The 22,668-nt window shown below is 66.8% G+C and carries 22 protein-coding genes; 12 read left to right on the top strand and 10 right to left on the bottom strand.

Going from position 1 to position 22,668, the window contains the following annotated elements; all coding sequences use genetic code 11:
- Positions 1–24: 24 nt before the first annotated feature.
- Positions 25–651, top strand: coding sequence for an NAD(P)H:quinone oxidoreductase (gene wrbA / locus AC10V3_RS22065; protein ID WP_022537512.1), 627 nt, complete (start codon positions 25–27; stop codon positions 649–651).
- Positions 652–720: 69 nt separating this feature from the next.
- Here the strand turns inward: wrbA and AC10V3_RS22070 are convergent, their stop codons facing one another.
- The 3 genes from AC10V3_RS22070 to mdeB all read right to left on the bottom strand — a co-directional run bounded on the left by AC10V3_RS22070 (position 721) and on the right by mdeB (position 4,773).
- Positions 721–1,347: an FMN-dependent NADH-azoreductase gene (locus tag AC10V3_RS22070; protein WP_022537513.1), complete on the bottom strand. Its 627-nt coding sequence runs from the start codon at positions 1,345–1,347 to the stop codon at positions 721–723.
- Complete coding sequence (locus AC10V3_RS22075) at positions 1,344–1,781, bottom strand: GNAT family N-acetyltransferase (protein ID WP_041681908.1); 438 nt, start codon at positions 1,779–1,781, stop codon at positions 1,344–1,346. Before AC10V3_RS22075 ends, AC10V3_RS22070 begins: the two co-directional genes overlap by 4 nt.
- Before the next feature lie 268 nt (positions 1,782–2,049).
- The gene (gene mdeB, locus AC10V3_RS22080) at positions 2,050–4,773 is read right to left on the bottom strand and encodes an alpha-ketoglutarate dehydrogenase (RefSeq protein ID WP_022537515.1); all 2,724 of its coding nucleotides are present in this window, start codon (positions 4,771–4,773) and stop codon (positions 2,050–2,052) included.
- 157 nt (positions 4,774–4,930) lie between these two features.
- On the opposite strand from mdeB, the gene AC10V3_RS22085 reads away from it, so the two are divergent.
- From AC10V3_RS22085 to AC10V3_RS22110, 6 genes are all read left to right on the top strand, one after another.
- Entirely contained in the window at positions 4,931–5,455 is a 525-nt protein-coding gene (locus tag AC10V3_RS22085; RefSeq protein WP_022537516.1) for an Lrp/AsnC family transcriptional regulator, read from the top strand.
- Between the two features lie 91 nt (positions 5,456–5,546).
- Positions 5,547–6,002, top strand: coding sequence for a MarR family winged helix-turn-helix transcriptional regulator (locus AC10V3_RS22090; protein WP_490924021.1), 456 nt, complete (start codon positions 5,547–5,549; stop codon positions 6,000–6,002).
- A gap of 73 nt (positions 6,003–6,075) precedes the next feature.
- Positions 6,076–7,581, top strand: coding sequence for an efflux transporter outer membrane subunit (locus AC10V3_RS22095; RefSeq protein WP_490924022.1), 1,506 nt, complete (start codon positions 6,076–6,078; stop codon positions 7,579–7,581).
- On the top strand, positions 7,578–8,756 hold the full coding sequence (locus AC10V3_RS22100) for an EmrA/EmrK family multidrug efflux transporter periplasmic adaptor subunit (RefSeq protein WP_490924023.1): 1,179 nt from the start codon (positions 7,578–7,580) through the stop codon (positions 8,754–8,756). The genes AC10V3_RS22095 and AC10V3_RS22100 overlap by 4 nt, the downstream gene beginning before the upstream one ends.
- Positions 8,757–8,783: 27 nt before the next feature.
- Complete coding sequence (locus AC10V3_RS22105) at positions 8,784–10,307, top strand: MFS transporter (RefSeq protein WP_022537520.1); 1,524 nt, start codon at positions 8,784–8,786, stop codon at positions 10,305–10,307.
- Positions 10,304–10,780, top strand: a complete 477-nt coding sequence (locus AC10V3_RS22110) for a MarR family winged helix-turn-helix transcriptional regulator (protein ID WP_022537521.1) — start codon at positions 10,304–10,306, stop codon at positions 10,778–10,780. Before AC10V3_RS22105 ends, AC10V3_RS22110 begins: the two co-directional genes overlap by 4 nt.
- 7 nt (positions 10,781–10,787) lie before the next feature.
- On the opposite strand, the gene AC10V3_RS22115 is transcribed toward AC10V3_RS22110, so the two are convergent.
- The gene (locus AC10V3_RS22115; RefSeq protein WP_022537522.1) at positions 10,788–11,711 is read right to left on the bottom strand and encodes a LysR family transcriptional regulator; all 924 of its coding nucleotides are present in this window, start codon (positions 11,709–11,711) and stop codon (positions 10,788–10,790) included.
- 111 nt (positions 11,712–11,822) lie between these two features.
- Between AC10V3_RS22115 and AC10V3_RS22120 the strand changes: the two genes are divergently transcribed.
- Positions 11,823–12,563, top strand: a complete 741-nt coding sequence (locus tag AC10V3_RS22120; RefSeq protein WP_022537523.1) for an SDR family oxidoreductase — start codon at positions 11,823–11,825, stop codon at positions 12,561–12,563.
- Positions 12,564–12,583: 20 nt separating this feature from the next.
- Here the strand turns inward: AC10V3_RS22120 and AC10V3_RS22125 are convergent, their stop codons facing one another.
- Positions 12,584–13,420 carry an FAD synthetase family protein gene (locus tag AC10V3_RS22125; RefSeq protein WP_022537524.1) on the bottom strand — a complete coding sequence of 279 codons (837 nt, stop codon included), beginning with the start codon at positions 13,418–13,420 and terminating at the stop codon, positions 12,584–12,586.
- A gap of 109 nt (positions 13,421–13,529) precedes the next feature.
- The gene (locus AC10V3_RS22130) at positions 13,530–14,480 is read right to left on the bottom strand and encodes a LysR family transcriptional regulator (RefSeq protein WP_022537525.1); all 951 of its coding nucleotides are present in this window, start codon (positions 14,478–14,480) and stop codon (positions 13,530–13,532) included.
- 138 nt (positions 14,481–14,618) lie between these two features.
- Between AC10V3_RS22130 and AC10V3_RS22135 the strand changes: the two genes are divergently transcribed.
- The 4 genes from AC10V3_RS22135 to AC10V3_RS22150 all read left to right on the top strand — a co-directional run bounded on the left by AC10V3_RS22135 (position 14,619) and on the right by AC10V3_RS22150 (position 18,371).
- Positions 14,619–15,176 (top strand): flavin reductase, encoded by a 558-nt coding sequence (locus tag AC10V3_RS22135; protein ID WP_022537526.1) that lies wholly within the window; start codon positions 14,619–14,621, stop codon positions 15,174–15,176.
- Positions 15,177–15,261: 85 nt separating this feature from the next.
- Positions 15,262–16,815, top strand: coding sequence for a 4-hydroxyphenylacetate 3-hydroxylase family protein (locus tag AC10V3_RS22140; RefSeq protein WP_490924024.1), 1,554 nt, complete (start codon positions 15,262–15,264; stop codon positions 16,813–16,815).
- A 77-nt stretch (positions 16,816–16,892) separates the two neighbouring features.
- Positions 16,893–17,483: a malonic semialdehyde reductase gene (locus AC10V3_RS22145; protein ID WP_022537528.1), complete on the top strand. Its 591-nt coding sequence runs from the start codon at positions 16,893–16,895 to the stop codon at positions 17,481–17,483.
- A 48-nt stretch (positions 17,484–17,531) separates the two neighbouring features.
- On the top strand, positions 17,532–18,371 hold the full coding sequence (locus tag AC10V3_RS22150; protein WP_022537529.1) for an intradiol ring-cleavage dioxygenase: 840 nt from the start codon (positions 17,532–17,534) through the stop codon (positions 18,369–18,371).
- Positions 18,372–18,507: 136 nt separating this feature from the next.
- Here AC10V3_RS22150 and AC10V3_RS22155 read toward each other — a convergent pair whose 3' ends face one another.
- From AC10V3_RS22155 to argH, 4 genes are all read right to left on the bottom strand, one after another.
- Positions 18,508–19,017: a hypothetical protein gene (locus AC10V3_RS22155; RefSeq protein ID WP_454752637.1), complete on the bottom strand. Its 510-nt coding sequence runs from the start codon at positions 19,015–19,017 to the stop codon at positions 18,508–18,510.
- Between the two features lie 12 nt (positions 19,018–19,029).
- A complete protein-coding gene (locus AC10V3_RS22160; protein WP_022537531.1) occupies positions 19,030–19,845 on the bottom strand; it encodes a DUF2092 domain-containing protein in 816 nt (271 codons plus the stop codon).
- Between the two features lie 262 nt (positions 19,846–20,107).
- A complete protein-coding gene (locus AC10V3_RS22165) occupies positions 20,108–21,088 on the bottom strand; it encodes a tripartite tricarboxylate transporter substrate binding protein (RefSeq protein ID WP_022537532.1) in 981 nt (326 codons plus the stop codon).
- A gap of 61 nt (positions 21,089–21,149) precedes the next feature.
- A complete protein-coding gene (gene argH, locus AC10V3_RS22170) occupies positions 21,150–22,658 on the bottom strand; it encodes an argininosuccinate lyase (protein WP_022537533.1) in 1,509 nt (502 codons plus the stop codon).
- Between the last annotated feature and the right edge of the window lie 10 nt (positions 22,659–22,668).

Consider the following 22,668-nt stretch of genomic DNA (forward strand, 5'->3'; position numbering starts at 1 on the left):
ACCTGAAAACGAAAGTCACACACAATGTCAAAACCTAAAATTCTGGTTGCCTTCTACTCCCGTAATCGCTCGACGGAGTTGTTGGCCAAAGCCGTTGCCGAAGGCGCCATGGAGCTTGGTGCGGAAGTGCGCCTGCGGCGCGCACGGGAGGTGGTGGGCCCGGAGGTCATGCGCCAGGCGCCGGGCTGGCTGGAGAACGCCAACGCAATGAACGCGCGCTACGAAGCGCCGACGGAGGCGGACGCCGAATGGGCGGATGCCATCGTGTTCGGTACGCCGACACGGTTCGGCTCGATTTCCACGGAGCTGAAGGCTTATATCGATGGTCTCGGCGGCCTCTGGTTCCAGGGCAAGCTGAACGGCAAGGTCGGCTCCGTATTCGGATCGACGTCCTCCCTGCACGGGGGCAATGAGTCGACGCTGCTTTCCATCTATACCCCGATGGCGCATCTCGGGCTGATCATCGTGCCGCTCGGCTATGCCGATGCGGTGATGTTCAAGGCCGGCACGCCATACGGCGCCACGCACGTCTCGAACCGCGACGCCGACAAGCCGGATGAAGACCACCTTGCCGTGGCGCGATTCCAGGGCCGCCGGGTGACGTCCGTTGCGCTGGCCTTGCATCCCGAACGGGAAGCCGTACCTGCCTGACGCGGATGTGCCAGGGGCCGGCGGTCGCCGGCCGCCTGGCAGGATGCGCGTCCTGCCTCGACATGCACGTCAAGCAGTCAGCGCGCCGCTGCGCAACGATTGCGTGGCCAGGGCCTCGATGACGGATCGAGGCACTTCCGCAGAGGCCAGACCCGTCGCGTGCGTAAACCGGACGTCCTTGAGTCCGATGATGCCAAGCACTGCCGTCAGGTACGGGCGAAAGAAATCGGGCTGGACCGGCGGATCGCGGAACATGGCGCCGCCGGATGTTACCGCCACGAAGGTCGGGCGATCACGCAACAATCCAACTTTTCCTGTGGGCGTGTTGGTGAAGGTCACCTCGCGTCGAACCACGAGATCGATCCAGTGCTTGAGGACGGCCGGCACCGTGAAGTTGTGCACCGGAGTGGAAATCCAGAGCAGATCGGCCTGTTCGAGCTCCCGGATCAACGCGTCCGACACGGCAAGCGCTGCGCCATGGCGTTCCTTTGCCTCGGCGGCGGACAGCAGCAGCGCCTCCGCGTATTCAGCGGTGATGGCCGGTAGCGGCTCGGTACCAAGGTTGCGTCTCCTGACATGGATCTCGCGCCCGAAATGCGCGGACAACGCAGGCAGCAGTTGCTCGGTCAGGTGCCGGCTCGTGGAATAGTCACGGCGCGGGCTGCAATCGAGCAGCAGCAGGTTGAGGGGGATCATTGCAGATCCATGCTGAAGTGCAGGCCCCGGGCGAGCAGGCCTGAACGGAAATAGAAACGCTGGGCCAGCGCGTTCGCGAGCGCGGTATCCAGGACAAGTTGCTGGCAGCCTTCGGCGCGTCCAAGCTCGCCGAGCGCTTGCAGCAGACGTTCGCCGTGGCGCTGGCCCCGGCCTTCGGCGTCGGTGACCAGATCGTCGACGTACAGGAAGCGCCCGTGGATCATGTTGTCGAGACGGCGATATCCGGCCAGCGCAACAGGTTTGCCATCGTCCCAGACCGCGAGCAGCCGATATCCTTGCTCGCCCTGCAGCGTGACATTGGCCAGGAGGTCTTCCGGGGTTTGCAGTTGGGGACGCAGTTGCCGCATGACAGGGAAACAGGCACGGATGTCCGCCTCCGTCTCCGCATGTCTGAGAATCAGGTTGTTTGCCATGGTGCCGATCAATGCTGGTTTGTGCAGGCTTCAATGTAGCTGACCGATGACACGGTCAACAGGTGCATGTTTCTAGTTTTTGACTAGGCCATGATTTGGGCGCCTGCTCGATCCGCGAGCAGATTTATGCGCTTTCCCGCACGTGGATTGAACAGGCAGGCGTGCCGTAGTCGGCCCCGAAGCCGTTGGCAGTGCTGGCGCCACCGCCTTTTTGCGTCGCCCGGACAGTGGCGTCGACGAGGACGACCGGCGTCGGCTGCAGCTGCGCTCACGCCTTCCATGCCGCAGGCTGGGCCACCGATTTCCCGTAGCGTTCGCGCGCGGACCTGACCACTTCGATCGGCAGCTTGCCGTCATCCACCAGCGCCCGCAAAGCGGCGACCACGACGGAGAACCGATCCACCTCGAAGAACTCGCGCAGCGCCTGTCTGGTGTCGCTGCGCCCGAATCCATCCGTGCCGAGCGTCACATAGCGGCCAGGCACATAGGCGCGAATCAGTTCGGGCACCGCCCTGACATAGTCCGTGGCAGCAATCACCGGGCCGTTCGACTTTGCCAGAGTCGTCTCCACATACGATCCGGCGTGTTGGTCGCTCAGCCGGTTCGTCCGTTCCACCTCGATGGCCTCGCGCTGCAATTCGGTAAAGCTGGTGACGCTCCACACCTGCGCCACCACGCCCCAATCTTCTGCAAGGATTCGCGCGGCGGCGATGACCTCTGGCAGGATCGCGCCCGATCCCAGCAGGCTGACCTGGCTCGCGGCCTGGTTCTCCGGCGTCAGCGAGTACATGCCTTTCAGCATGCCATCGCGCAATGCTTCCGCTGACCCGCCGTGGCAGTCCGGTCCCGTCGGCATCGACGGTTGCGCATAGTTCTCGTTGCCGACCGTGACATAGTAGAAGACATCGCGCTGCTGTTCGCCCATCTCGCGCATGCCATGCTCCACGATCACCGCGACCTCGTAGGCAAATGCGGGGTCCCAGGCGCGGCAGTTCGGAATGGTCGATGCGGCAAGGTGGCTGGTGCCGTCCTGGTGTTGCAGGCCTTCGCCGCCCAGCGTGGTCTTGCCGGAAGTGGCGCCGATCAGGAAGCCGCGGGCGCGCTGGTCCGCGGCCGCCCAGATCAGGTCGCCGATGCGCTGGAAGCCGAACATCGAGTAGTAGATGTAGAACGGCAGCATCGGCAGGTCGTGCACGCTGTAGGCGGTGGCGGCAGCGATCCATGACGAGATCGCGCCGGCTTCGGAGATGCCTTCTTCCAGGATCTGCCCGCCGGTGGATTCGCGGTAGTAGAGCATCGAGCCCAGGTCCTCGGGCTCATAGCGCTGGCCGAGCGGGGAATAGATGCCGACCTGCCGGAACAGGTTGGCCATGCCGAAGGTGCGGGCCTCGTCGGCCACCACCGGCACGATGCGCGGGCCGAGCGCGGCATCCTTCAGCAGGCTGCCGAGCATGCGGACGACCGCCATTGTCGTCGACATCTCCTTGCCGCCTGCGTCCAGCGCGAAGCGCGCCCAGTTGTCCAGTGCCGGCACGGCGAGCCCCTCGGTCGCGGTCTGGCGGCGTCGCGGCAGGTAGCCGCCCAGCGCGGCGCGGCGCGCATGGAGATAGCGCATTTCCGGGCTGTCCGGCGCCGGCTTGTAGAACCGCACTTCCGCGACGTCCTCGTCCGACAGCGGCAGCTGGAAGCGGTCGCGGAACGCCTTCAGGTCATCGAGATCGAGCTTCTTCTGCTGGTGGGTAGTCATGCGGCCCTGGCCGGCCGCGCCCATGCCGAAGCCCTTCATCGTCTTGGCAAGGATCACGGTCGGCTGGCCGTGGTGGTCCATGGCCCTGGCATAGGCGGCATGGAGCTTGCGCAGGTCGTGGCCGCCGCGGCGCAGGCGATCGATATCGTCATGGCTCAGGTGCGCGGCCAGCGCGGCAAGCTCCGGGTTTTGCTGGAAGAAGTGTTCGCGGTTGTACGCCCCGTCGTTTGCCGAGAAGGTCTGGAACTGGCCGTCGACCGTCTGGGCGAAGGCGCGCAGCAGGGCCCCGGAACGATCGCGAGCGAACAGTTCGTCCCAGTCTGAACCCCACAAGACCTTGATCACATTCCATCCCGCGCCGGCGAACAGGGCTTCGAGTTCGTCGACGATGCGCCCGTTGCCGCGCACAGGCCCGTCGAGCCGCTGCAGGTTGCAGTTGATGACGAACACCAGGTTGTCCAACTGCTCACGGGCGGCGAGGGACAGCGCGCCGATCGACTCCGGCTCGTCCATCTCGCCGTCGCCAAAGAACCCCCAGACCTTGCGCTCTGATGCCGGCAGCAACCCGCGATTCTGCAGGTAGCGCATGAAGCGCGCCTGGTAGATCGAGTTGATCGGCCCGATGCCCATCGACCCCGTCGGGAACTGCCAGAAATCGGGCATCAGCCACGGGTGGGGATACGAACACAGGCCCGGCCCGGCGATTTCCCGGCGGTAGTGTTCAAGATGCGACTCGCTGAGGAACCCTTCGAGATAGGCGCGCGCATACACGCCTGGTGCCGAGTGAGGCTGGAAGTAGACGAGGTCGCCACCTTGTCCGGCATCGGCTGCGCGGAAGAAATGGTTGAACCCCACCTCGAACAAGTCCGCAGCGGAGGCATAGCTGGCGATATGCCCGCCCAGTTCTCCATAGGCGCGGTTGGCGCGCACCACCATGGCCAGCGCATTCCAGCGCAGGGCGGCGCCCAGGCGTGCCTCGGTCTCCAGGTCGCCCGGATAGGGCGGCTGTGCTTCGACGGGGATGGTATTCACATACGGGGTCGAAGTGATGCGCGCGGCCGCGAGGCCCCTGGTCGAGGCATGGGCGGCCAGGCGCTGGAGCAGGAACTGCGCGCGCGCGTTGCCTGCGTGCGCGACGACGCCCTCCAGCGCGTCCAGCCACTCGCGCGTTTCCTGTGGATCGCTGTCCTCGTTGGCAGAGGGCAGGGCGAGCATCGATTGCATACCGTTTGACACATCCGTCATGGCACGACTCCGGTCCGAATTGCGGGGAAGGGATAGATCCTGTTGTCAACAAAGGCTACGCCTGGAGCTGCGGAATGTGTGTCTGTTTTATCTTGTGGAAACCGGTGGAGGCAGTATAAATTCTCCTGGAAGATGTCATTTAGAGGAATAGTTACATATGCTCGAAAATGCACAAAAGCTGGACCGTACCGACATTGCGATCCTCAACCAGCTTCAGCAGAACGCCCGCATCACCAACGCCGAGCTCGCGCGCGCCGTGAACCTGTCGCCGACACCCTGTTTCAACCGGGTCAAGGCCCTCGAGAAAGCGGGGCTGATCAAACAACAGGTCACGCTGCTGAATCCGGAGCCGCTGGGGCTGCGCATCAATGTGTTTATCCAGGTCAGCCTGGAGAAGCAGGTGGAAGATGCCTTGCGTCGCTTCGAAGAGGCGATCGACAAGCGTCCCGAGGTGATGGAGTGCTACCTGATGACGGGCGACGCCGACTACCTGCTGCGCGTGGTGGTGCCAAGCATGCAGAGCCTGGAGCGCTTCATCCTGGAGCAGCTCACCAAGATCCCTGGGGTCTCCAATATCCGCTCGAGCTTTGCGCTGAAGCAGGTGAGATACCGCACGGCGCTGCCGTTGCCGCCGGGCGGCTTGACGTTGAGCGTGGATAGCGAGGAGGACGCGTGGCGGTAGATACGGCACCTGAAGCGCGGTTCTAAATCCTGCCTTGCCAAACTCTGCTCAGGCAGCTATATTCCAGCCAACCGAATCTGGAGGCTTGGCCATGGACGCAAAGAAACGATCAGTGATTGCAGAACTGAGTACTGGCGAACTTGGCTTTCTCGTCACAGAGGTGCGCAACTATTTGCTTGCCGGCGTCGAGCGCGAGCTGGAACCGTTGCAGATCACAGCGGCTCAGTTCGTGGTGCTGAACAGCATCATGTCGGGCAAGGGCCGCACGCTCAGCGAATTCTGCCGGCTGCTCGGCTACGATTCGGGCGCCATGACGCGGCTGCTGGACCGCATCGAGGCCAAGGGCATCATCCGCCGCGTGGAGAACCCGGCCGACCGGCGCAGCCACATCGTGGAACTGACCGAGCAAGGCAAAGCGGTGTTCCCTCAGGCGCGGCTGGGTACCGAGGTGGCGATTCGCCGCCTGCTTGCCGGCTTCAGCGAAAACGATGCCGAGGCGCTGCGCGGGATGCTCAAGCGCATCCTGGCAAATGCGGCCGAGGGCTGATCCGGCCGGCTTTTTTTGAATATTTATCTGCCTAGGCATATTAAGCCTGGGCAAAGAGATGCGGAGAAAGGCGATGACTATTCCACGAAAGGCGCGAACCGTCCCGGCCTTGCGGCGCCTCGGCGTGCTGGGTGCAGCCGTGCTCCTGGCGAGCTGCGCCAGCATGACGGGGCTGGAGACGCAAGCCACGGTCGATGATGCCAACCGCCTCGCCGCGACCGCATCGCTGGGCGCTACCCCGGTGTCGCCGGCGGCATGGCCGGAGCGTGCATGGTGGCAGGGCTTTGGCGACCCGCAGCTGGATGCACTGGTCGAGGCGGCGCTGGCCGGAGAGCCGACGCTGCGCGTCGCCGCGGCGCGAGTGCGCCAGGCGGATGCGCTGGCGGGCGGTGCCGAAGCCGCGCTGTCTCCGCAAGTCAACCTGAACGCCCGGAGCACGCGCCAGCGCTTCAGCGAGAACAGTGTCGCGCCGCGGCCGCTGGCAGGCAGCTGGAAATGGGCCAGCGACGTGCAGCTTGGCCTCGGCTACGAACTGGACTTCTGGGGCAAGAACCAGGCGACCTTCGACGCCGCGCTCGACCGCGCCCGCGCCGCGGAAGTCGACTACCACGCGGCGGAACTGATCCTGACCACGTCCGTGGTGCGGACCTACCTGAAGCTCGACGCCGCCTATGCGCAGCGCACGCTGACCGAACAAACCTATCGCCAGCGCCAGAACACGCTGGACCTGACACGCCAGCGCGTGGCCGCGCAACTCGACTCGCGGCTCGACATGAAGCAGGCCGAAGCGGCGCTGCCGGCCACGCGCGAGCGGCTTGCCGCGATCAACGAGATCATTGCGCTGACCCAGAACCAGCTCGCCGCCCTGGTCGGCAAGGGCCCGGACGCCGGCGCCGATATCCGCCGCCCGCAGCTTCGCAATGACTACGCGGTAGCAGTCCCGGCTTCGCTGCCGGCCGAGCTGATCGGCCGCCGGCCGGACGTAGTCGCGCAGCGCTGGCGCGTGGAAGCCGCCAGCCATGACATCAAGGCGGCCAGGGCCCAGTTCTATCCCAACATCAGCCTGACCGCGTTTGCCGGCCTGCAAAGCCTGAGCCTGTCGGACCTGCTGACGGCGGGCAGCCGCACCTTCGGCATCGGCCCGGCGATCTCGCTGCCCATCTTCGATGGGGGCCGGCTGCGCTCCAACCTCGGCGCGCGGCAGGCGGAGTACGACGCCGCCGCGGAGCAATACAACGCCACGCTGGTCACCGCGCTGCACGACGTGGTCAGCCAGCTGGTGTCGCTGCGCTGGCTGGCCGAGCGCGCCGGCGAACAGCACCAGGCGCTGCAGCTGACGCAGGAGGCCTACGACATGGCCGTGTCGCGCTATCGCAGCGGCGTCGGCAACTACCTGCAGGTGCTGTCGGCCGAAGGCCAGGTCCTGCAGCAGAAGCAATTGCTGATCGATCTCGAAACCCAGGAACGCACGCTGCACCTGGAACTGATCCGCGCCCTCGGCGGCGGATGCGAAACGGCTGCCGCGCCCGCCAACGACACGGGCACGGCCAAAACCCCCGCGACACGGAGCGCATCATGAATCCCGCAAGCCAACCCAATCCCACGAACAAGACACCGGCGGAGCAGGGCGATGCCCGCCCGTCGCGCCGCCGGCGCATCGTCGCCGCGGCCTCGCTCGCGGTGGCCCTTGCCGCGGCGGCGGGCTACTGGGTGCAATACGGGCGCCACCAGGTGTCGACGGAAGATGCGTATGTCGAGGGCAATGTGGTGCAGGTGACGCCGCAGGTAGGCGGCGTGGTGACTGCGATTCTTGCCGACAACACCGACCTGATCGGGTCCGGAAAGACGCTGGTCGAACTGAACGGCGTCGATGCACAGCTCGCTCTCGCCGCGGCGCAGGCCCAGCTTGCGCGCACGGTGCGCCAGGTGCGTGGCCAGTTTGCCGCCGCCGGCCAGGACCGCGCCAACGTGGAACTGCGCTCGGTCGACCTGGCGCGGGCCCAGGAAGATCTGGCGCGCCGCTCGGCGCTGGCCGCCAGTGGCGCGATCTCGGGCGAGGAGCTGGTCCACGCCACGCAGACCGTGCGCACCGCGAAGGCGTCGCTGGCCATGGCGAGCGAGCAGCTCAAGCGCAACCAGGCACTGGTCGAGCGCACCTCGGTGGACTCCCACCCCGACGTGCAGGCGGCGGCCGCCCAGGTGCGCAATGCCAGCATCGCGCTGTCGCGCACGCACATTCCCGCGCCGGTCGGCGGCGTGGTCACCAAGCGTTCGGTGCAAGTCGGGCAGCGTGTCAGCGCCGGGGTGCCGATGATGTCGGTGGTGCCGCTGGACCACCTGTGGGTCACGGCCAACCTGAAGGAATCGCAACTGCGCGATATCCGCCTGGGCCAGCCGGTCACGCTGACCACCGACCTGTACGGCGACGGCGTGGTGTTCCACGGCCGTGTCATCGGGCAGGACGCCGGCACCGGCAGTGCCTTTGCATTGCTGCCGGCGCAGAACGCCACCGGCAACTGGATCAAGGTGGTGCAGCGCGTGCCGGTGCGTATCGCGCTCACTCCCGCGGAAGTCGCGGCCCACCCGTTGCAGATCGGCCTGTCGATGAAGGTTTCGGTGGATACGCGTTCGCGCGACGGCAAGCGGCTGGTCGCCGTCGATGCGTCGGGCCAGAACTACCGCACCACGGTGTTCGCCGACGAGCTGGCGCGCGCCGACGAACTGGTGCGCCGCATTGTCCAAGAGAACCTGTAGGCACCGCAACACAACGGAGACGCCGGCATGAAACCCGCTAAACCCCAAGGCCTGCTGCTGCTGACGATCGGTGCGCTGACCTCGATCGACTTCCTGCAGAACGGCATGGTGGCCTTCGCCACCGCTCCCATCATGGGCGAGATCGGCGCCAGCCCCGAGGAGTACAGCACCGTCGCGGCGGCATACGCCAGCGTGGCCGTGGTGGTGATTGCGCTGCAGCGCTGGATGGTGGAGCGCGTGGGATGGCGCCGCTATGTCCAGGCCGCGCTTGGCGCGGCTGCGATCGGTGCGATCCTGTGTGCCACGGCCGAGAGCTATCCGGGCTTCCTGGTCGGCCGCATGGTGATGGCGCTCGGCTGCGCGGGCATGCTGACCTCGTCGCGGCTGGCGGTGAACCTGATCCCTCCGAGTCCGGGCAGGTTCCTCGGCATCAAGGCGCTGGCCACGGGCATTTGCTGCGGTACGGCGATCGGGCCCTGGCTGGCCTCCGTCATCGTCACGGCAGACCGGTGGCCCCTGATCTTCTGGCTGGTGGCCGCTGCCGTGCTGGCGTTGCTTCCGGCCACCCGCGTCCTGCCCACGGCCACGCTGGCGCCGGCGCAACGCTCGGACGCCCATCCGGTTCGGCTTGCGGCGCTGGCGGTCGGCAGCTTCCTGCTCCTGTTCGTGCTGCAGCGTTCCTATTACGACTTCTACGCCGACCAGCTGTGGCTGGTGATCGGCGCGGTTGCGGGCGCCACCGCGCTGCTTGCCTTTATCTGGACGGAATCCAGAAGCACACGTCCGCTGCTCAAGCTGCGCAGCCTGGTCGAGCCGCGCTACCTGAGCGGCCTGGCGCTCTTTACCTTCTGCTATGTGACGCTGGGCGCGAACGGCTACCTGCTGCCGATCATGCTGCAGCGCTCGTTGGGGCACTCGTGGTCCACCGCCGGACAGTTCTATGCGCTCGGGCTTGGCGCCGGCGTCGCGACCTGGCTGACAATGACGCGCCTGCTGCCGCGCTGGCCCAGCCCGCGCAAGTACTTTGTCGCGGGCTTCCTGGCGCTGGCGGCCTCCGCCTGGCTGATGAGCCGGACCACGCCCGCGCCCGACCTGTGGGGCCATATCCTGCCCGCGCTCGCGCTCTATGGGGTCTTCATCATGATGCTGATGCCGGTCACGGCCATGCAGACCTTCAACGGCGTCATGCACGACGAGTCGGTGTTCTCGCACGCGCAGCAGACCAAGAACATGCTGGGGCAGATGGGCCAGGCGCTGGGCGTGACGCTTGCCACGGTCGGGCAGCAGTGGTTGACGACGTGGCACTACAGCACGCTGCACGGCGCGATCAATCCTGCCAATCCGCAGTACCAGGAGACCCACGCGCGCTTCACGGCGGCGTTCTCGAACGCGATGGATCCCGTCCGCGCCGCGGAACTGGCCACCGCGCAGATCGCTCAGGTGCTGGCGCAGCAGTCCGCGCTGCTGGCTAACCTCGACCATTTTCGCGCGCTGGCGGTGGTGGCGGTGCTGGCGGTCGCGGTGAGCCTGGTCCAGAAGGTGATCCGATGAGCCGCGACCCGCAGCCGTCGGATGCGGTGGCACTGTCCGCGGTCCTGGTAGCGACCAGCCGCCTGCGGCGCGCCACCCAGCATGGTGCCATTCCGGTGTTGCGCGACGCGGACCTGACCGTGTCGCAGTGGCTGATCCTGTGCCATCTGCGCGGCGCCGACGGCAGCACCCTCACCGAAATCGCCGCCGCCATCGACCATGACGCTGGCGCGCTGTCGCGCGCGGTGTACCTGCTGCGCGAGCGCGAACTGATCGTGGCGCTGAAGGTGCCAGGAGACCGGCGCAGCGTCAGTTTGTGCATCAGCCCCTCGGGAGAGGCCCTGTGCGGCAAGGTCGATGCCCAACTGCGCAGGCAGATGGCCGACGCGCTCGATGGCGGCATGGCGGGGCCGGAATTGCGCATGTTGCTGCATCTGATGGACAAGGCCGTTGCGGCGCTGTCAGGGCCCGCCAGGCGGCCGCTGGCGAGCTAGTGCAGGCTCAGCGCGCGTCGAAGCGCGTTGCCAGCCTCCCGTGGCGGAAAGCGTCGACAACGAAATCGATGAACACCCGCGTCTTCGGGGGCAGCAGTTTCTTGTTGGGGTAGTACAGCGAGACCGGGCCGTTGTCGGCATACCAGGCCGGCAGCAGCCGCATCAGCGCACCGCTCTCCAGCCACCTGGCGGCATGCGGGGTCGGCAGCAGCGCAACGCCCAGGCCGAGAATGGCCGCATGCGCCATCGCTTCCGGGTCGTCGAAGACCATCCGCGTGCGGTGCTCGGCTGGCGCCTCTTCGCCGACCTGGTTGCGCAGCGTCCACGCGCGCAGCCGGCCGGTCGAACCTGAGCGCCGCACGATCCCGTCCAGCACGGCAAGATCGCGCGGATGCTTCGGCAACGGCCTGCCTTTCATGTACGCGGGCGATGCCGTCACCACGATGTGTGTAGGCGCCAGCTCGCGCGCGACCACGCCGTCGGTCAACTCGATCCCGCCGCCGATCGCGGCGTCGAAGCCGTCCTGGATCAGGTCCACGGGCCGGTTCTCGAAGTGCCAGTCCGGCACGATCGCGGGATAGCGTTCCAGGAATTCTCCCAGCAGCGGTACCAGGTATTCCCTGCCGAAGGCGAGCGCCATGCTGACTTTCAGCACCCCCGCGGGTTTGCCGGCGTCTTGCGAGGCACTGGCAAAGGCGTCGCGCAGGGTCGAGAACGGATCGGATACCTGCCGGAGAAACTGTTCGCCGCTTGCGGTCAGCGTCAGCTGGCGCGTGCTGCGCTGGAACAGCCGCAGGCCAAGGTGCGATTCCAGGCGCGCCACGTTCTTGCTGATCGCGGCAGGCGTCAACCCAAGCTGGCGTGCGGCGGCCGAGAAACTGCCGGCTTCGGCACTCCGGACGAACGATTCGAGGAGATTGAGCGCTTCCATGCCACCAGCTTATACCAGCGGTTGAAAAAGTTGATGCCGACTAGTGACTACCGGCGATGCAATGCGCCAACCATACTGGTCTCACCAACTTCTCATGTTCAGGAGCACTTCATGACCACCCTCTCCGGAAAAACCGCTTTTGTCACCGGTGGCGCCCGCGGCATCGGCGCGGCGATCGTCCGCCGCCTGGCGCGCGAGGGCGCGGCAGTCGCCTTCACTTACCAGCAATCGGCGGCCGCGGCCAATACGCTGGTGGCTGAAGTGGAGGCGGCCGGCGGCCGCGCGCTCGCCATCCAGGCCGACGCCGCCGACCCCGGAGCGCTCACCGGTGCGATCAACGACGTCGCACACCAGTTCGGCAAGCTCGACATCCTGGTCAACAACGCCGGCGTGCTGCTGCTCGGCCCGGTCGAGAGCTTCTCGCTGGAGGACTTCGACAAGACGCTCGCCGTCAACGTGCGCGCCGTCTTCGTCGCCGCGAAAGCTGCACTGCCGCACATGGGGCAGGGCGGCCGCATCATCAATATCGGCAGCACCAATGCCGACCGCATGCCGTTCCCCGGCGGCAGCGCGTATGCCATGAGCAAGTCCGCGCTGCTGGGCCTGGTGCAAGGCATGGCACGCGACCTGGGTCCGCGCGGCATCACCGTCAACAACATCCAGCCGGGTCCGACCAACACCGACATGAATCCGGAAGCCGGCGAATTCGGCGCCGCGCTGCATGACCTGATGGCGCTGCGACGCCACGCGACGCCGGACGAGATCGCGGGCATGGTGGCTTATGTCGCGGGCCCGGAAGCCGGATTCGTGACGGGCGCCAGCCTGATGATCGATGGCGGGTTCAGCGCCTGACTTTTGGTGCGATGGCGGCCTCACGCGGCCGCCGCGCGTAGCCGCCTCGCGGTAAAGCGCAGCAGGATCCGGCTGCCTTCCGGTAGCCTGGCCGCGTCGCGCGTGTGCAGCGTCACGCCGCACACGCCCGCGCGGACCTGCAGCATGGCCGGCATCCATCTCCCATCACCCGCTTGCGCCACCGCGCCGTCGTAATCGTCCGGGGCGGGCGTGCAGATCCCCTGCGGCAGCCTCACTGCCAGCGCATGAGCTGCCGGCCCGGCCATGACGGTGCCGGCCAGTTCGTGCGGATGCCCCAGCACGGCGCCGGCAAGCTCCACGTCGCCGGCCGATACCAGCTGCCGGGCGTAGGTCGAGGAGCACGGTGCATCGCTGCCGGCTTCGGCTGCCTGCCGCAGTGCCACCGGGTTGACCGTAAAGCCGTGGCGCAGCCCGGCTTGCACCAGGTAAGCCACGTCCCCCTTGCGCTGGTGCCCGCACGCAAAATTCTCTCCCACCACCAGGGCCCGCATGCCGAGCCCGCCCAGCAGGGTCTGTTCGACGAATGCGTCCACGGGCTGCGTGCTGCGCGCACGGTCAAAGCGGATCACCAGGCAGGCATCCACGGCACCGCTCGCGGCCAGCAGTGCCAGGCGCTGCCCGACGCTGCCGAGCAGCGGCGGCGCGCGGTGCGGCGTGACCACGGCACGCGGGTGCGGATCGAAGGTGACCACCACGGCAGGCAGCCCCAGCGCATCGCCGCGGGCGCGCAACTGCGCCAGCACGGCGCGGTGTCCGCGATGCACGCCATCGAACATGCCGATCGATACCACGGCGCCGGAGGGCGCGAAGGCTTCTGCTTCGGAGAGTAGCTGCATGGGAGGCTCCCGATGAAACATGAGAGCCATGCTAGGCGGCACCGGCCCGGGCTGCCAGCGGGCGCGCCGGCATAGCCACCATAACCAGCGCGATGGTGAGGGCTTCCCCCTATGCCTCGGCCACGGCCGACGCGTGCTGCTGGAACAACTCGCGCAGTACCCCGCGTATCCACTGGTTGCCACTCTCGCGATGCACGCGGTCGTGCCAGTACATCGCAACCTCGATCTCGGGCAAGTCCAGCGGCGGCGTGACCAGTTGCAGTCCCATCTCGTCCGCCAGCATCCGCCCCAGCGTCATCGGCAACAGCACCACGGCGTCGGAGCGACACGCGATCAGCGCGGCGGTCGTGAACATGGGCACGCGACAGACGATCTTCTCGCGCGGCACGGCGGCCTCGACGGCGCGTTCCACCGACAGGTGCTCGTGCCCGGTCCCGGCCGCCGTCACCAGCACGTGTTGTTCCGCGATGAACGCGGCAAGGTCCGGGCGCGCGCCCAGGCGCGGGTGGCCGCGGCGCGTCACGGCGACATAGCGCTCGCGCCACAGCGGCTGGCGCCGCACGCCCTGCGTCAGGCCGGGGAACGAGCCGATGGCCAGGTCGACCAGCCCGGACTCCAGCCACAGGTCGATGTGCTGTGCGTCGCAATTGACGGCCTGCACATGCACGCCGGGCGCGCCGTTGGCCAGGCGGTTGATGAGCGGCGGCAGCATCTGCGCCCCGCCGGCATCGATGATGAAGAAGCTGAAGGTGCGTGATGACGTGGCTGGATCGAAGGCCACGTGGTCGGAACGCAGCGCGCGCATGCGTTCCAGGATACCGCGCACCGGCTCGGCCAGCGCCAGCGCCTTGGGCGTGGGTTCCATGCGCAAGGCCACGCGCACGAACAGCGGATCGCCAAAGTACGTGCGCAGCTTTGCCAGCGTCTTGCTCAGCGCCGGCTGCGTGATGTTGAGCACGCGTGCGGCCCTGGTCAGGCTGCGCTCGGCGAGCAGCACGTCGAGCACCTGCAGGTGATGCAGGCCCAGATCGTCTTCATGCCGCTGAGGAATAGTGTCCATGACGTCGTCTCAATAGTAGAAGTCCGGCGTTGCAACTAGTCTACGTGGAACGCGCAGCCATGAATACAACAAGCGCGCATCGCGCCGGTGGCGAAACCTGGATCCGGATGCGAGAAGTCATCACCAAAGGAGGACGACATGAACGGATTTCCCTTCGCGGCGCCGTCGGGCAGCCAGGACAGAGAAGTTCCCGATGGCATCAGTGCGCAGCGGTTCAGGGAGGCGCTGTCGCGCGCCGCAACGCCGGTGACGGTGATTGCCACCAACGGCCAGGCAGGCGAGGCGGGCGTGACCTGCTCGGCGGTCTGTTCGGTCTGCGACAACCCGCCGACAGTGCTGGTCTGCATCAATCGCAACAGCTACGCCAATGCGGTCATCAAGGCCAACGGGGTGCTCAGCGTCAACTGGCTGCACGCGGGACAGTCCGGGCTGTCACAGGTTTTCGCCGGCGCCGGCGGGCTGCCCATGCCCGAGCGCTTTGCCACCGGCACCTGGCATCGCCAGCGCACCGGTGCACCGTGCAGCAGCGATGCCGCGCTGACGCTGGACTGCCGCATCAGCGAGGCCTTCGAAGTGGGCAGCCACAGCATCTTCCTGGCCCGGGTCGTGTCGGCCGCGCACGACGAGACGGACAGCGTTCCCCCTTTGGTCTATTGCCAGCGCAGCTACGCGACTACCACACCGGTTGCTGCTTAGGCGCCGCGCGCCGCTTCCCCTGAACCCCCAACCACGCGAGTCCGCACGGCCCGCGCAGCAGAGCCTTTGCCAAGGAGACACCGCCATGATTCGTACCGGCACGCAGTACCTGGAATCCCTGAACGACGGCCGCAATGTCTGGGTCGGCAACGAGAAGATCGACAACGTTGCCACCCACCCCAAGACACGCGACTACGCGCAGCGCCACGCCGACTTCTACGACCTGCACCATCGCCCGGACCTGCAGGACGTGATGACCTATATCGACGAGGGTGGCCAGCGCCGGGCCATGCAGTGGTTCGGCCACCGCGACAAGGAGCAGCTGCGCCGCAAGCGCAAGTACCACGAGACTGTCATGCGCGAGATGGCGGGCGCGTCGTTCCCCCGCACGCCGGACGTCAACAACTATGTGCTGACCACCTACATCGACGACCCCGCGCCGTGGGAAACGCAGTCGATCGGCGACGACGGGCATATCAAGGCCGGCAAGATCGTCGACTTCATCCGCTACGCCCGGGAGCATGACCTGAACTGCGCCCCGCAGTTCGTGGACCCGCAGATGGACCGTTCCAACCCGGACGCGCAGGAGCGCTCGCCCGGCCTGCGCGTGGTGGAAAAGAACGAAAAGGGCATCGTGGTGAACGGCGTGAAGGCCATCGGCACCGGCGTGGCCTTTGCCGACTGGATCCACATCGGCGTGTTCTTCCGCCCCGGTATTCCCGGCGACCAGGTCATCTTTGCCGCGACACCGGTCAACACGCCGGGCGTCACCATCGTCTGCCGCGAGAGCCTGGTCAAGGATGACAAGGTCGAGCACCCGCTTGCCGCGCAGGGCGACGAACTCGACGGCATGACCGTATTCGAGAACGTCTTCATCCCGTGGTCGCACGTCTTCCATATCGGCAATCCCAACCATGCCAAGCTGTACCCGCAGCGCGTGTTCGACTGGCTGCACTACCACGCGCTGATCCGGCAGATGGTGCGGGCCGAGCTGGTGGCCGGCCTGGCGGTGCTGATCACCGAGCATATCGGCACCAACAAGATCCCGGCGGTGCAGACCCGTGTGGCCAAGCTGATCGGTTTCCACCAGGCCATGCTGGCACACCTGATCGCCAGCGAGGAACTGGGCTTCCATACGCCCGGCGGCCACTACAAGCCCAACATCCTGATCTACGACTTCGGCCGTGCGCTCTACCTCGAGAATTTCTCGCAGATGATCTACGAGCTGGTGGACCTGTCCGGCCGCAGTGCGCTGATCTTTGCCAGCGAGGACCAGTGGAACGACGACGAGCTCAATGGCTGGTTCGAGCGCATGAACAACGGCCCGGTGGGCCGCCCGCATGACCGCGTGAAGATCGGCCGCGTGATCCGCGACCTGTTCCTCACCGACTGGGGCAGCCGCCTGTTCGTGTTCGAGAACTTCAACGGCACGCCGCTGCAGGGCATCCGCATGCTGACCATGCAGCGCGCCGAGTTCTCGGGCTCCGGGCCGTACGGCAAGCTGGCGCGGCAGGTGTGCGGCATCGATTCGGCGGTGACCGACGACACCGAATACCGCAAGACCGCCGACTACGCCAAGGCGCTCGACGCCGCACGGCACCAGGAAGAAGTCGCGCTGGCGGGCGCCATGGCGATTTGACCCGCGCGGCGGACGGGGGAGGGGGCTCCGCCCGGCCCGCCCGCGTTTTTTTGCATCCACAAGAGAAGGAAACCATCATGACTGCCACCATTTCCCTTGCTACCCTGTTCGGCGAGGCACGCAGCCAGAACGGCTGGCTCGACCGCGACGTTCCCGACGCCAGGCTGCGCGAGATCTATGACCAGATGAAGTTCGGCCCGACCTCGGTCAACTGCTCGCCCGCGCGCATCGTCTTCGTCCGCAGCATGGAAGCCAAGCAAAAGCTCGCGGGCGCCGTGGCGCCGGCCAACGTCGACAAGGTGATGAACGCGCCGGTGGTGGCCATCGTCGGCTATGACACCCGCTTCTACGACCGCCTGCCTGAGCTGTTCCCGCACAACCCTGCGGTCAAGTCCTGGTTCGAAGGCCCGGAGAAGGCCGCTTTCGCCGAGACCACGGCGTTCCGCAACGGCACGCTGCAGGGCGCCTACCTGATCATGGCCGCGCGCGCGGTCGGGCTGGATTGCGGACCGATGTCGGGGTTCAACAATGCCGCGGTGGACGCGGCTTTCTTTGCGGGAACGACGATCCGGTCTAACTTTATCTGTGGACTGGGCCATGGCGATCCCGGCCGGGTGTTTCCGCGCAGCCCGCGCCTGGCGTTCGAGCAGGCCTGCACGCTGGCGTAGGCCCAAACGATCCGACCCCGGCTTCCCCACAATCCAACGGAGACAAGCATGCGCAATCTCGACGAGGACACCATCACCCAGGCGGTGCTGGCACGCCTGGCCGACACGCCCGATCCACGCGTCAGGGAGATCGTCGCCAGCCTGGTGCGGCACCTGCACGACTTTGCCCGTGACGTGAGGCTGACGGAAGCGGAGTGGTTGCAGGGCATCCGCTTCCTGACCGCCACCGGCCACAAGTGCGATGACAAGCGGCAGGAATTCATCCTGCTCAGCGACGTGCTCGGCCTGTCGATGCTGACGGTCTGCATGAACAACCGCAAGCCGGCCGGCTGCACCGAAGCCACGGTGTTCGGCCCGTTCCACGTGGAAGGCGCACCGCACTACGAGGATGGCGCCGATCTCGCCAACGGCGCCAAAGGAGAACCGTGCGAGGTGTCCTGCACCATCCGCGACCTCGCCGGTGAGCCGGTGCCGGGCGCGACCATCGACGTCTGGCAGGCCGATGCCGACGGCCGCTACGACGTGCAGTACGCCGGCCTGGACCAGGCTCAGGGGCGTGGCGTGCTGCATAGCGATGCGAACGGCAGGTTCCGCTTCCGCACGGTGCTGGCACAGGCGTACCCGATTCCGGATGACGGCCCGGTGGGTGACTTGCTGCGTGCCACCGGCCGCCACCCGTGGCGGCCCGCGCACCTGCATTTCATGATCCAGGCGCCGGGCTACGAGACGCTGGTCACCCATGTCTTCCGCAAGGGCGACCAGTATCTTGATTCCGACGCTGTGTTCGGCGTGCGCGAATCGCTGGTGGGCGAGTGGGTGCGGCAGGGCGATGGCAGCTGGCGGCTCGACTTCGACTTCGTGCTGAACCGCGCGGCGTGTTCAGATTAGGGGAGGGACCAGTTCGAAAGCCGCGAAGCTTGGGGCGGAAGTGAGTCGGGCATCACTGGCGCCGGGTATGCACTGGACGACCGCCCTGTGCGCCGCTAGAGGTGCGTAGGGCGGCCACCATTGCAGTCTCCTTTCGTCAGTATGGCGGGTTGACCACAACATACTGCGACCCCTGCGGCAGGTACCAGGTACTGCCGCATTGCTGGTAAACCATGCCACCGTAGTTGACAGGAACGCAGCTCGGCGGAACGGAGCGAACGAAGGAGCCCACCACCGCCGACGTGACCGCGACCGTGGCGGTGACCGCTGCGGCTGTCGCCACCGGGTGGTAATCGTTGTCCCAGCCGCAGCAGCCATGGCTATCGACATTTACGTTGACGTTCCGGTTGGTATTGACATTGACGTTGCGGCTGGCATTGACATTGTTGACGCTCGTGTTGCGGACGTTGTTGGTACGTACATCGGCACGCTGGTTGTTTACCTCGCGTGCGCCGCCGGCCGCGGCGGCGCGGCCTTGTCCACCGGCATGCGCGCCGGCGGCGCGGCCCTCGCCCCGAGCAGCTTCCGCGGTCGGCGTCCAGCCCGATGCCACCAGGACAAGCGCGGCCATGCACACCGCAAACGGCTTACCAAATGTGTAGGTCATGGCGATGCTCCTTTACCGGGCCTTCAGGGGAACAAACTCTGCCTGCCTGGCATCCTTGGGTGGCTTGAACGCGAACACGGAATCGCCGAACCTCGGATTCAGGTTCCACTTGTAAAGCGTGACCGATTGCGGCCTGGCCTCGTCGGACCGATTGGTGATGACGAGCTTGCGCGGCAGCGGCCGGCTGCCGGTGGCGATCCAGATCTGCCAGTCGAGCTGGCCCTGGCGGAAGGCATAGTGGTCGCACAGCTCGCCGCCGACGATGTCCTGGCCGGCAATCATCGCCGATTCCAGGTCGTCGAGCGGGGCGGCGGGCGTGCCCCACAGGAACAGGTCGGCCGAAGGAATCTCGACGCCGAACCGCTCCCTCAGGCGCTGGACGAGCACGCCGAGGTTGTCGGTGAAGTCCGCCTGCGAGTAGTACTTCTGCACGGGCATGGAAAGGGTCACCTTCTTGCCGTCATAGATCAGGTCGCGCTGCGAACGCGCGCTGCGCATCTGGGCGCGCAACCTGTCCGGCCGCCGGACATCGAGATCGGCCGTCGCCGCGTGCTGCAGCTTCTGGCCATCCATCAGCACCCGCTCCCCGGAAAGGTCGATGAAGACTTCGAACTGCTTGAGCGACTGGAGGTATTTACCCATGTCGTTCAGCGCCTGCACGGCGGCCGGGTCGACTGCCTTCGCATCAACCGGCGCCTTGGTGGGCGCAGCAGGCGTTGGGGCGGCCGAAGCCGCAGGCGGGCTTGGCGGCGTGCTGGAGGTCTTGGAAGGCGTGCTGCAAGCCGCCAGCGCGATGACTAGCAAGCTCAGAACCGGTATGCGTGCCATGGTGAACTCCAATAGAGGAGAATCCTTACCAGCGCAGGACGGGTGCCGTTGCCATGACGCCGGACTTGCGCGGCCGTGCCCTCATGCCAGCAATGGCGACGCCCGCAAATGTTCCATGACAGCCGGGCCTTAGTGAAGTGAAACTTTTTGCGGCGGACGTTAAGCCGCCTCGAAAGCCAGAAGTGCGGAACAATGCATAAATGTCACGAAGCCGGCGCAGCGCACCGGCCCGGGCTGACATACTGTCTTCCCGTTACTCACCTCAATCAATACTCGCGCCCGATTCCCGCACCAGCTTCGCCCACTTGTCCGTATCGTGCCGGATCAGCATCGAGAACTGCTCCGGTGTCGAAGTCAGCGGCGACGCCCCAGCGTGCACCAGCTTGTCACGCATCGCCTTGTCCTGCGCGATACGGGTGATCTCCTGCGACAGCCGGCTCGCGACCGCCGGCGGCAATCCGCGCGGCGCGACCACACCGAACCAGACGTCGGCCTCATAGCCGCTGATACCAGCCTCGGCCATGGTCGGCACGTCCGGCAGCGCTGGCGAGCGCGTAGCACTGGTCACCGCCAGCGCACGCAGGCGGCCCGCCTTCACGTGCGGCAGCGAGCCCGGCAGGTTGTCGAACATCAGCTGCACCTGGTTGGCCAGCAGGTCGGCCATTGCCGGTCCACTGCCCTTGTACGGCACGTGCACGATCTCAATGCCCGCCATCGACTTGAACAGTTCGCCCGAAAGGTGGTTGGTGGTGCCGTTGCCCGCCGAGCCCATGTTCAGCTTGCCGGGATTGGCCTTGGCATAGCTCACCAGTTCGCGCACGTTCCTGGCCGGCACGTTGGGGTTGACCACGAGGATGTTCGGCACGCCGGCGAACAGCGCCACCGGCGAGAAATCCTTCTGCGCATCGAACGGCAGCTTTTTGTAGAGCGTCGCGTTGATCGACTGCGTGCCCACGGTGCCGAACAGCAGGGTGTAGCCATCGGCCGGCGCCTTGGCCACCACGTCCGAGCCGATGGTGCCGCCAGCGCCGGGACGATTGTCCACGACGACCTGCTGGCCCAGCGTTTCGGACAGCCGGGTCGCCAGCACCCGGCCGAGCAGGTCGGTGGTACCGCCCGGGGGGAACGGCACCACCAGGCGAATCGGCTTGTCAGGGTAGGGGCCGGCGAGGGCCAGCGTGGTGGCGAGCGTAGTTGCTAGCGTCAGACACGTTGCAGCCAGCGCATGTGCGATTGGTTTCATGGGGGCGGGTTCTCCGTGGGACAAGGATAAGGGCAATGCCGGCTGCGATGCGCGCCGTGGTTCAGTGAATTGAGGCGGCGAGGTGGCCGACCGAGCGCTTGAGCGTCGCGCGGGCGGCGTCCAGGCGCGACCGTGTGGCGTCAAGGCTCTCCCGCGCCAGTTGGGTCGCGGCGTGCTGGGCGGCCACGTTGTCGCGCACCAGCGCCGGTGCCGGGCCGCCCGCTGCTGTGCGCGCGGCGACACCCTGCTCGGGATCCAGGCAGCGTGCTACCGCGGCCGCGCCCAGGCCCGCCGGGCGGCCCGCGACGCGCACCGCGGCGGCATCGACCATGTCCGCGCTGATTTCGTCCGCGGGAAGATGCTGGTCGAGCGCGTCGCGCACCACGGCACCGACGATGTGGTGGGCCTGGCGGAACGACATGCCGGCCTCGCGGACCAGCGCATCGGCGAGGTCTGTCGCCGTGGAGAAGTCGCGGCGTGCGCGCGACAGCATGCCGGCCCGTTGCGGCGTGGCGCTGGCGATCACCAGGCGCAGCAGCGACAGGCAGCGCAGGCATTCGTCGCCGGCCTCCCAGAAGCCGCGCATGCTTTCGCGGTTGCCGTCGCCGGAATGCGTGAAGTGGCTGCCCTTGAGCGCGGCCAGCGCACCGGTCAGCAGGCCCACCATGTGGCCGCCCTTGCCCTTCAGGTATTCGAGCACGACCGGGTTCTTCTTCTGCGGCATGATGCTGGAGGTGCCCGCCACGCTGTCCGGGAAGTCGATCAGGCCGAATTCCGGCGTGGCCCAGACGTACAGGTCCTGCGCCACGCGGCCCCAGGTGACGGCGGCGATGGTGATCGCCGACAGCATCTCCCACGCAAAGTCGCGCGATGCCACGGCATCGAGCGAGTTCGGCACGAAGGTGGAGAAACCCAGCCAGCGCGCCGTCGCCGCCCGGTCGATCGCGAATGCCGTGCCGGCCAGCGCGCCGGCGCCGAGCGGGCAGGCATCCAGCGCTGCCAGCGCCCGCTCCAGGCGCGCGATATCCCGGCCGAGCGCTTCGGCAAAGCCGGCGAGGTAGTAGCCATAGGTGATCGGCTGCGCTGCCTGCAGGTGGGTATACCCGGGCATCACCACGTCGGCGTAAGCGGCAGCCTGGTCCAGCGCCACCGAACGCACCGCGAGCATGGCATCCAGGATGTCCAGCGCCAGGTCGCGCGCGCGCAGCCGGTCATGCGTGGCGAGGATGTCGTTGCGGCTGCGCGCGACATGCAGCCTGCCGCCGGCGTCCGCGCCGGCGATCTGCATCAGGTGGGCTTCGTAGTTGAAGTACGCGTCTTCGCGCGCCGGATCCAGCTGCACGGCGCCGGCGCCCTCGGACTCGATGCGCTCCAGTGCCTGGGCCAGCACCGCAGCCACGTCCGCGGGGATCAGCTCAGTGCCGTGCAGCATCAGCAGGTGCGCCTGGTTGATGTCGGTGAGATAGCGGAAGCCGCTGCCGAACTCGCGCATCAGGCGCGGCAGGTAGATGTGTTCGCATACCTCGGCGGCGGTGGGCTGGGTCAGGCGGCGGCTGACTTTGGATTCCATGCTGTTCGAT

The sequence above is a fragment of the Cupriavidus sp. PB-02 genome, from assembly GCF_058252315.1.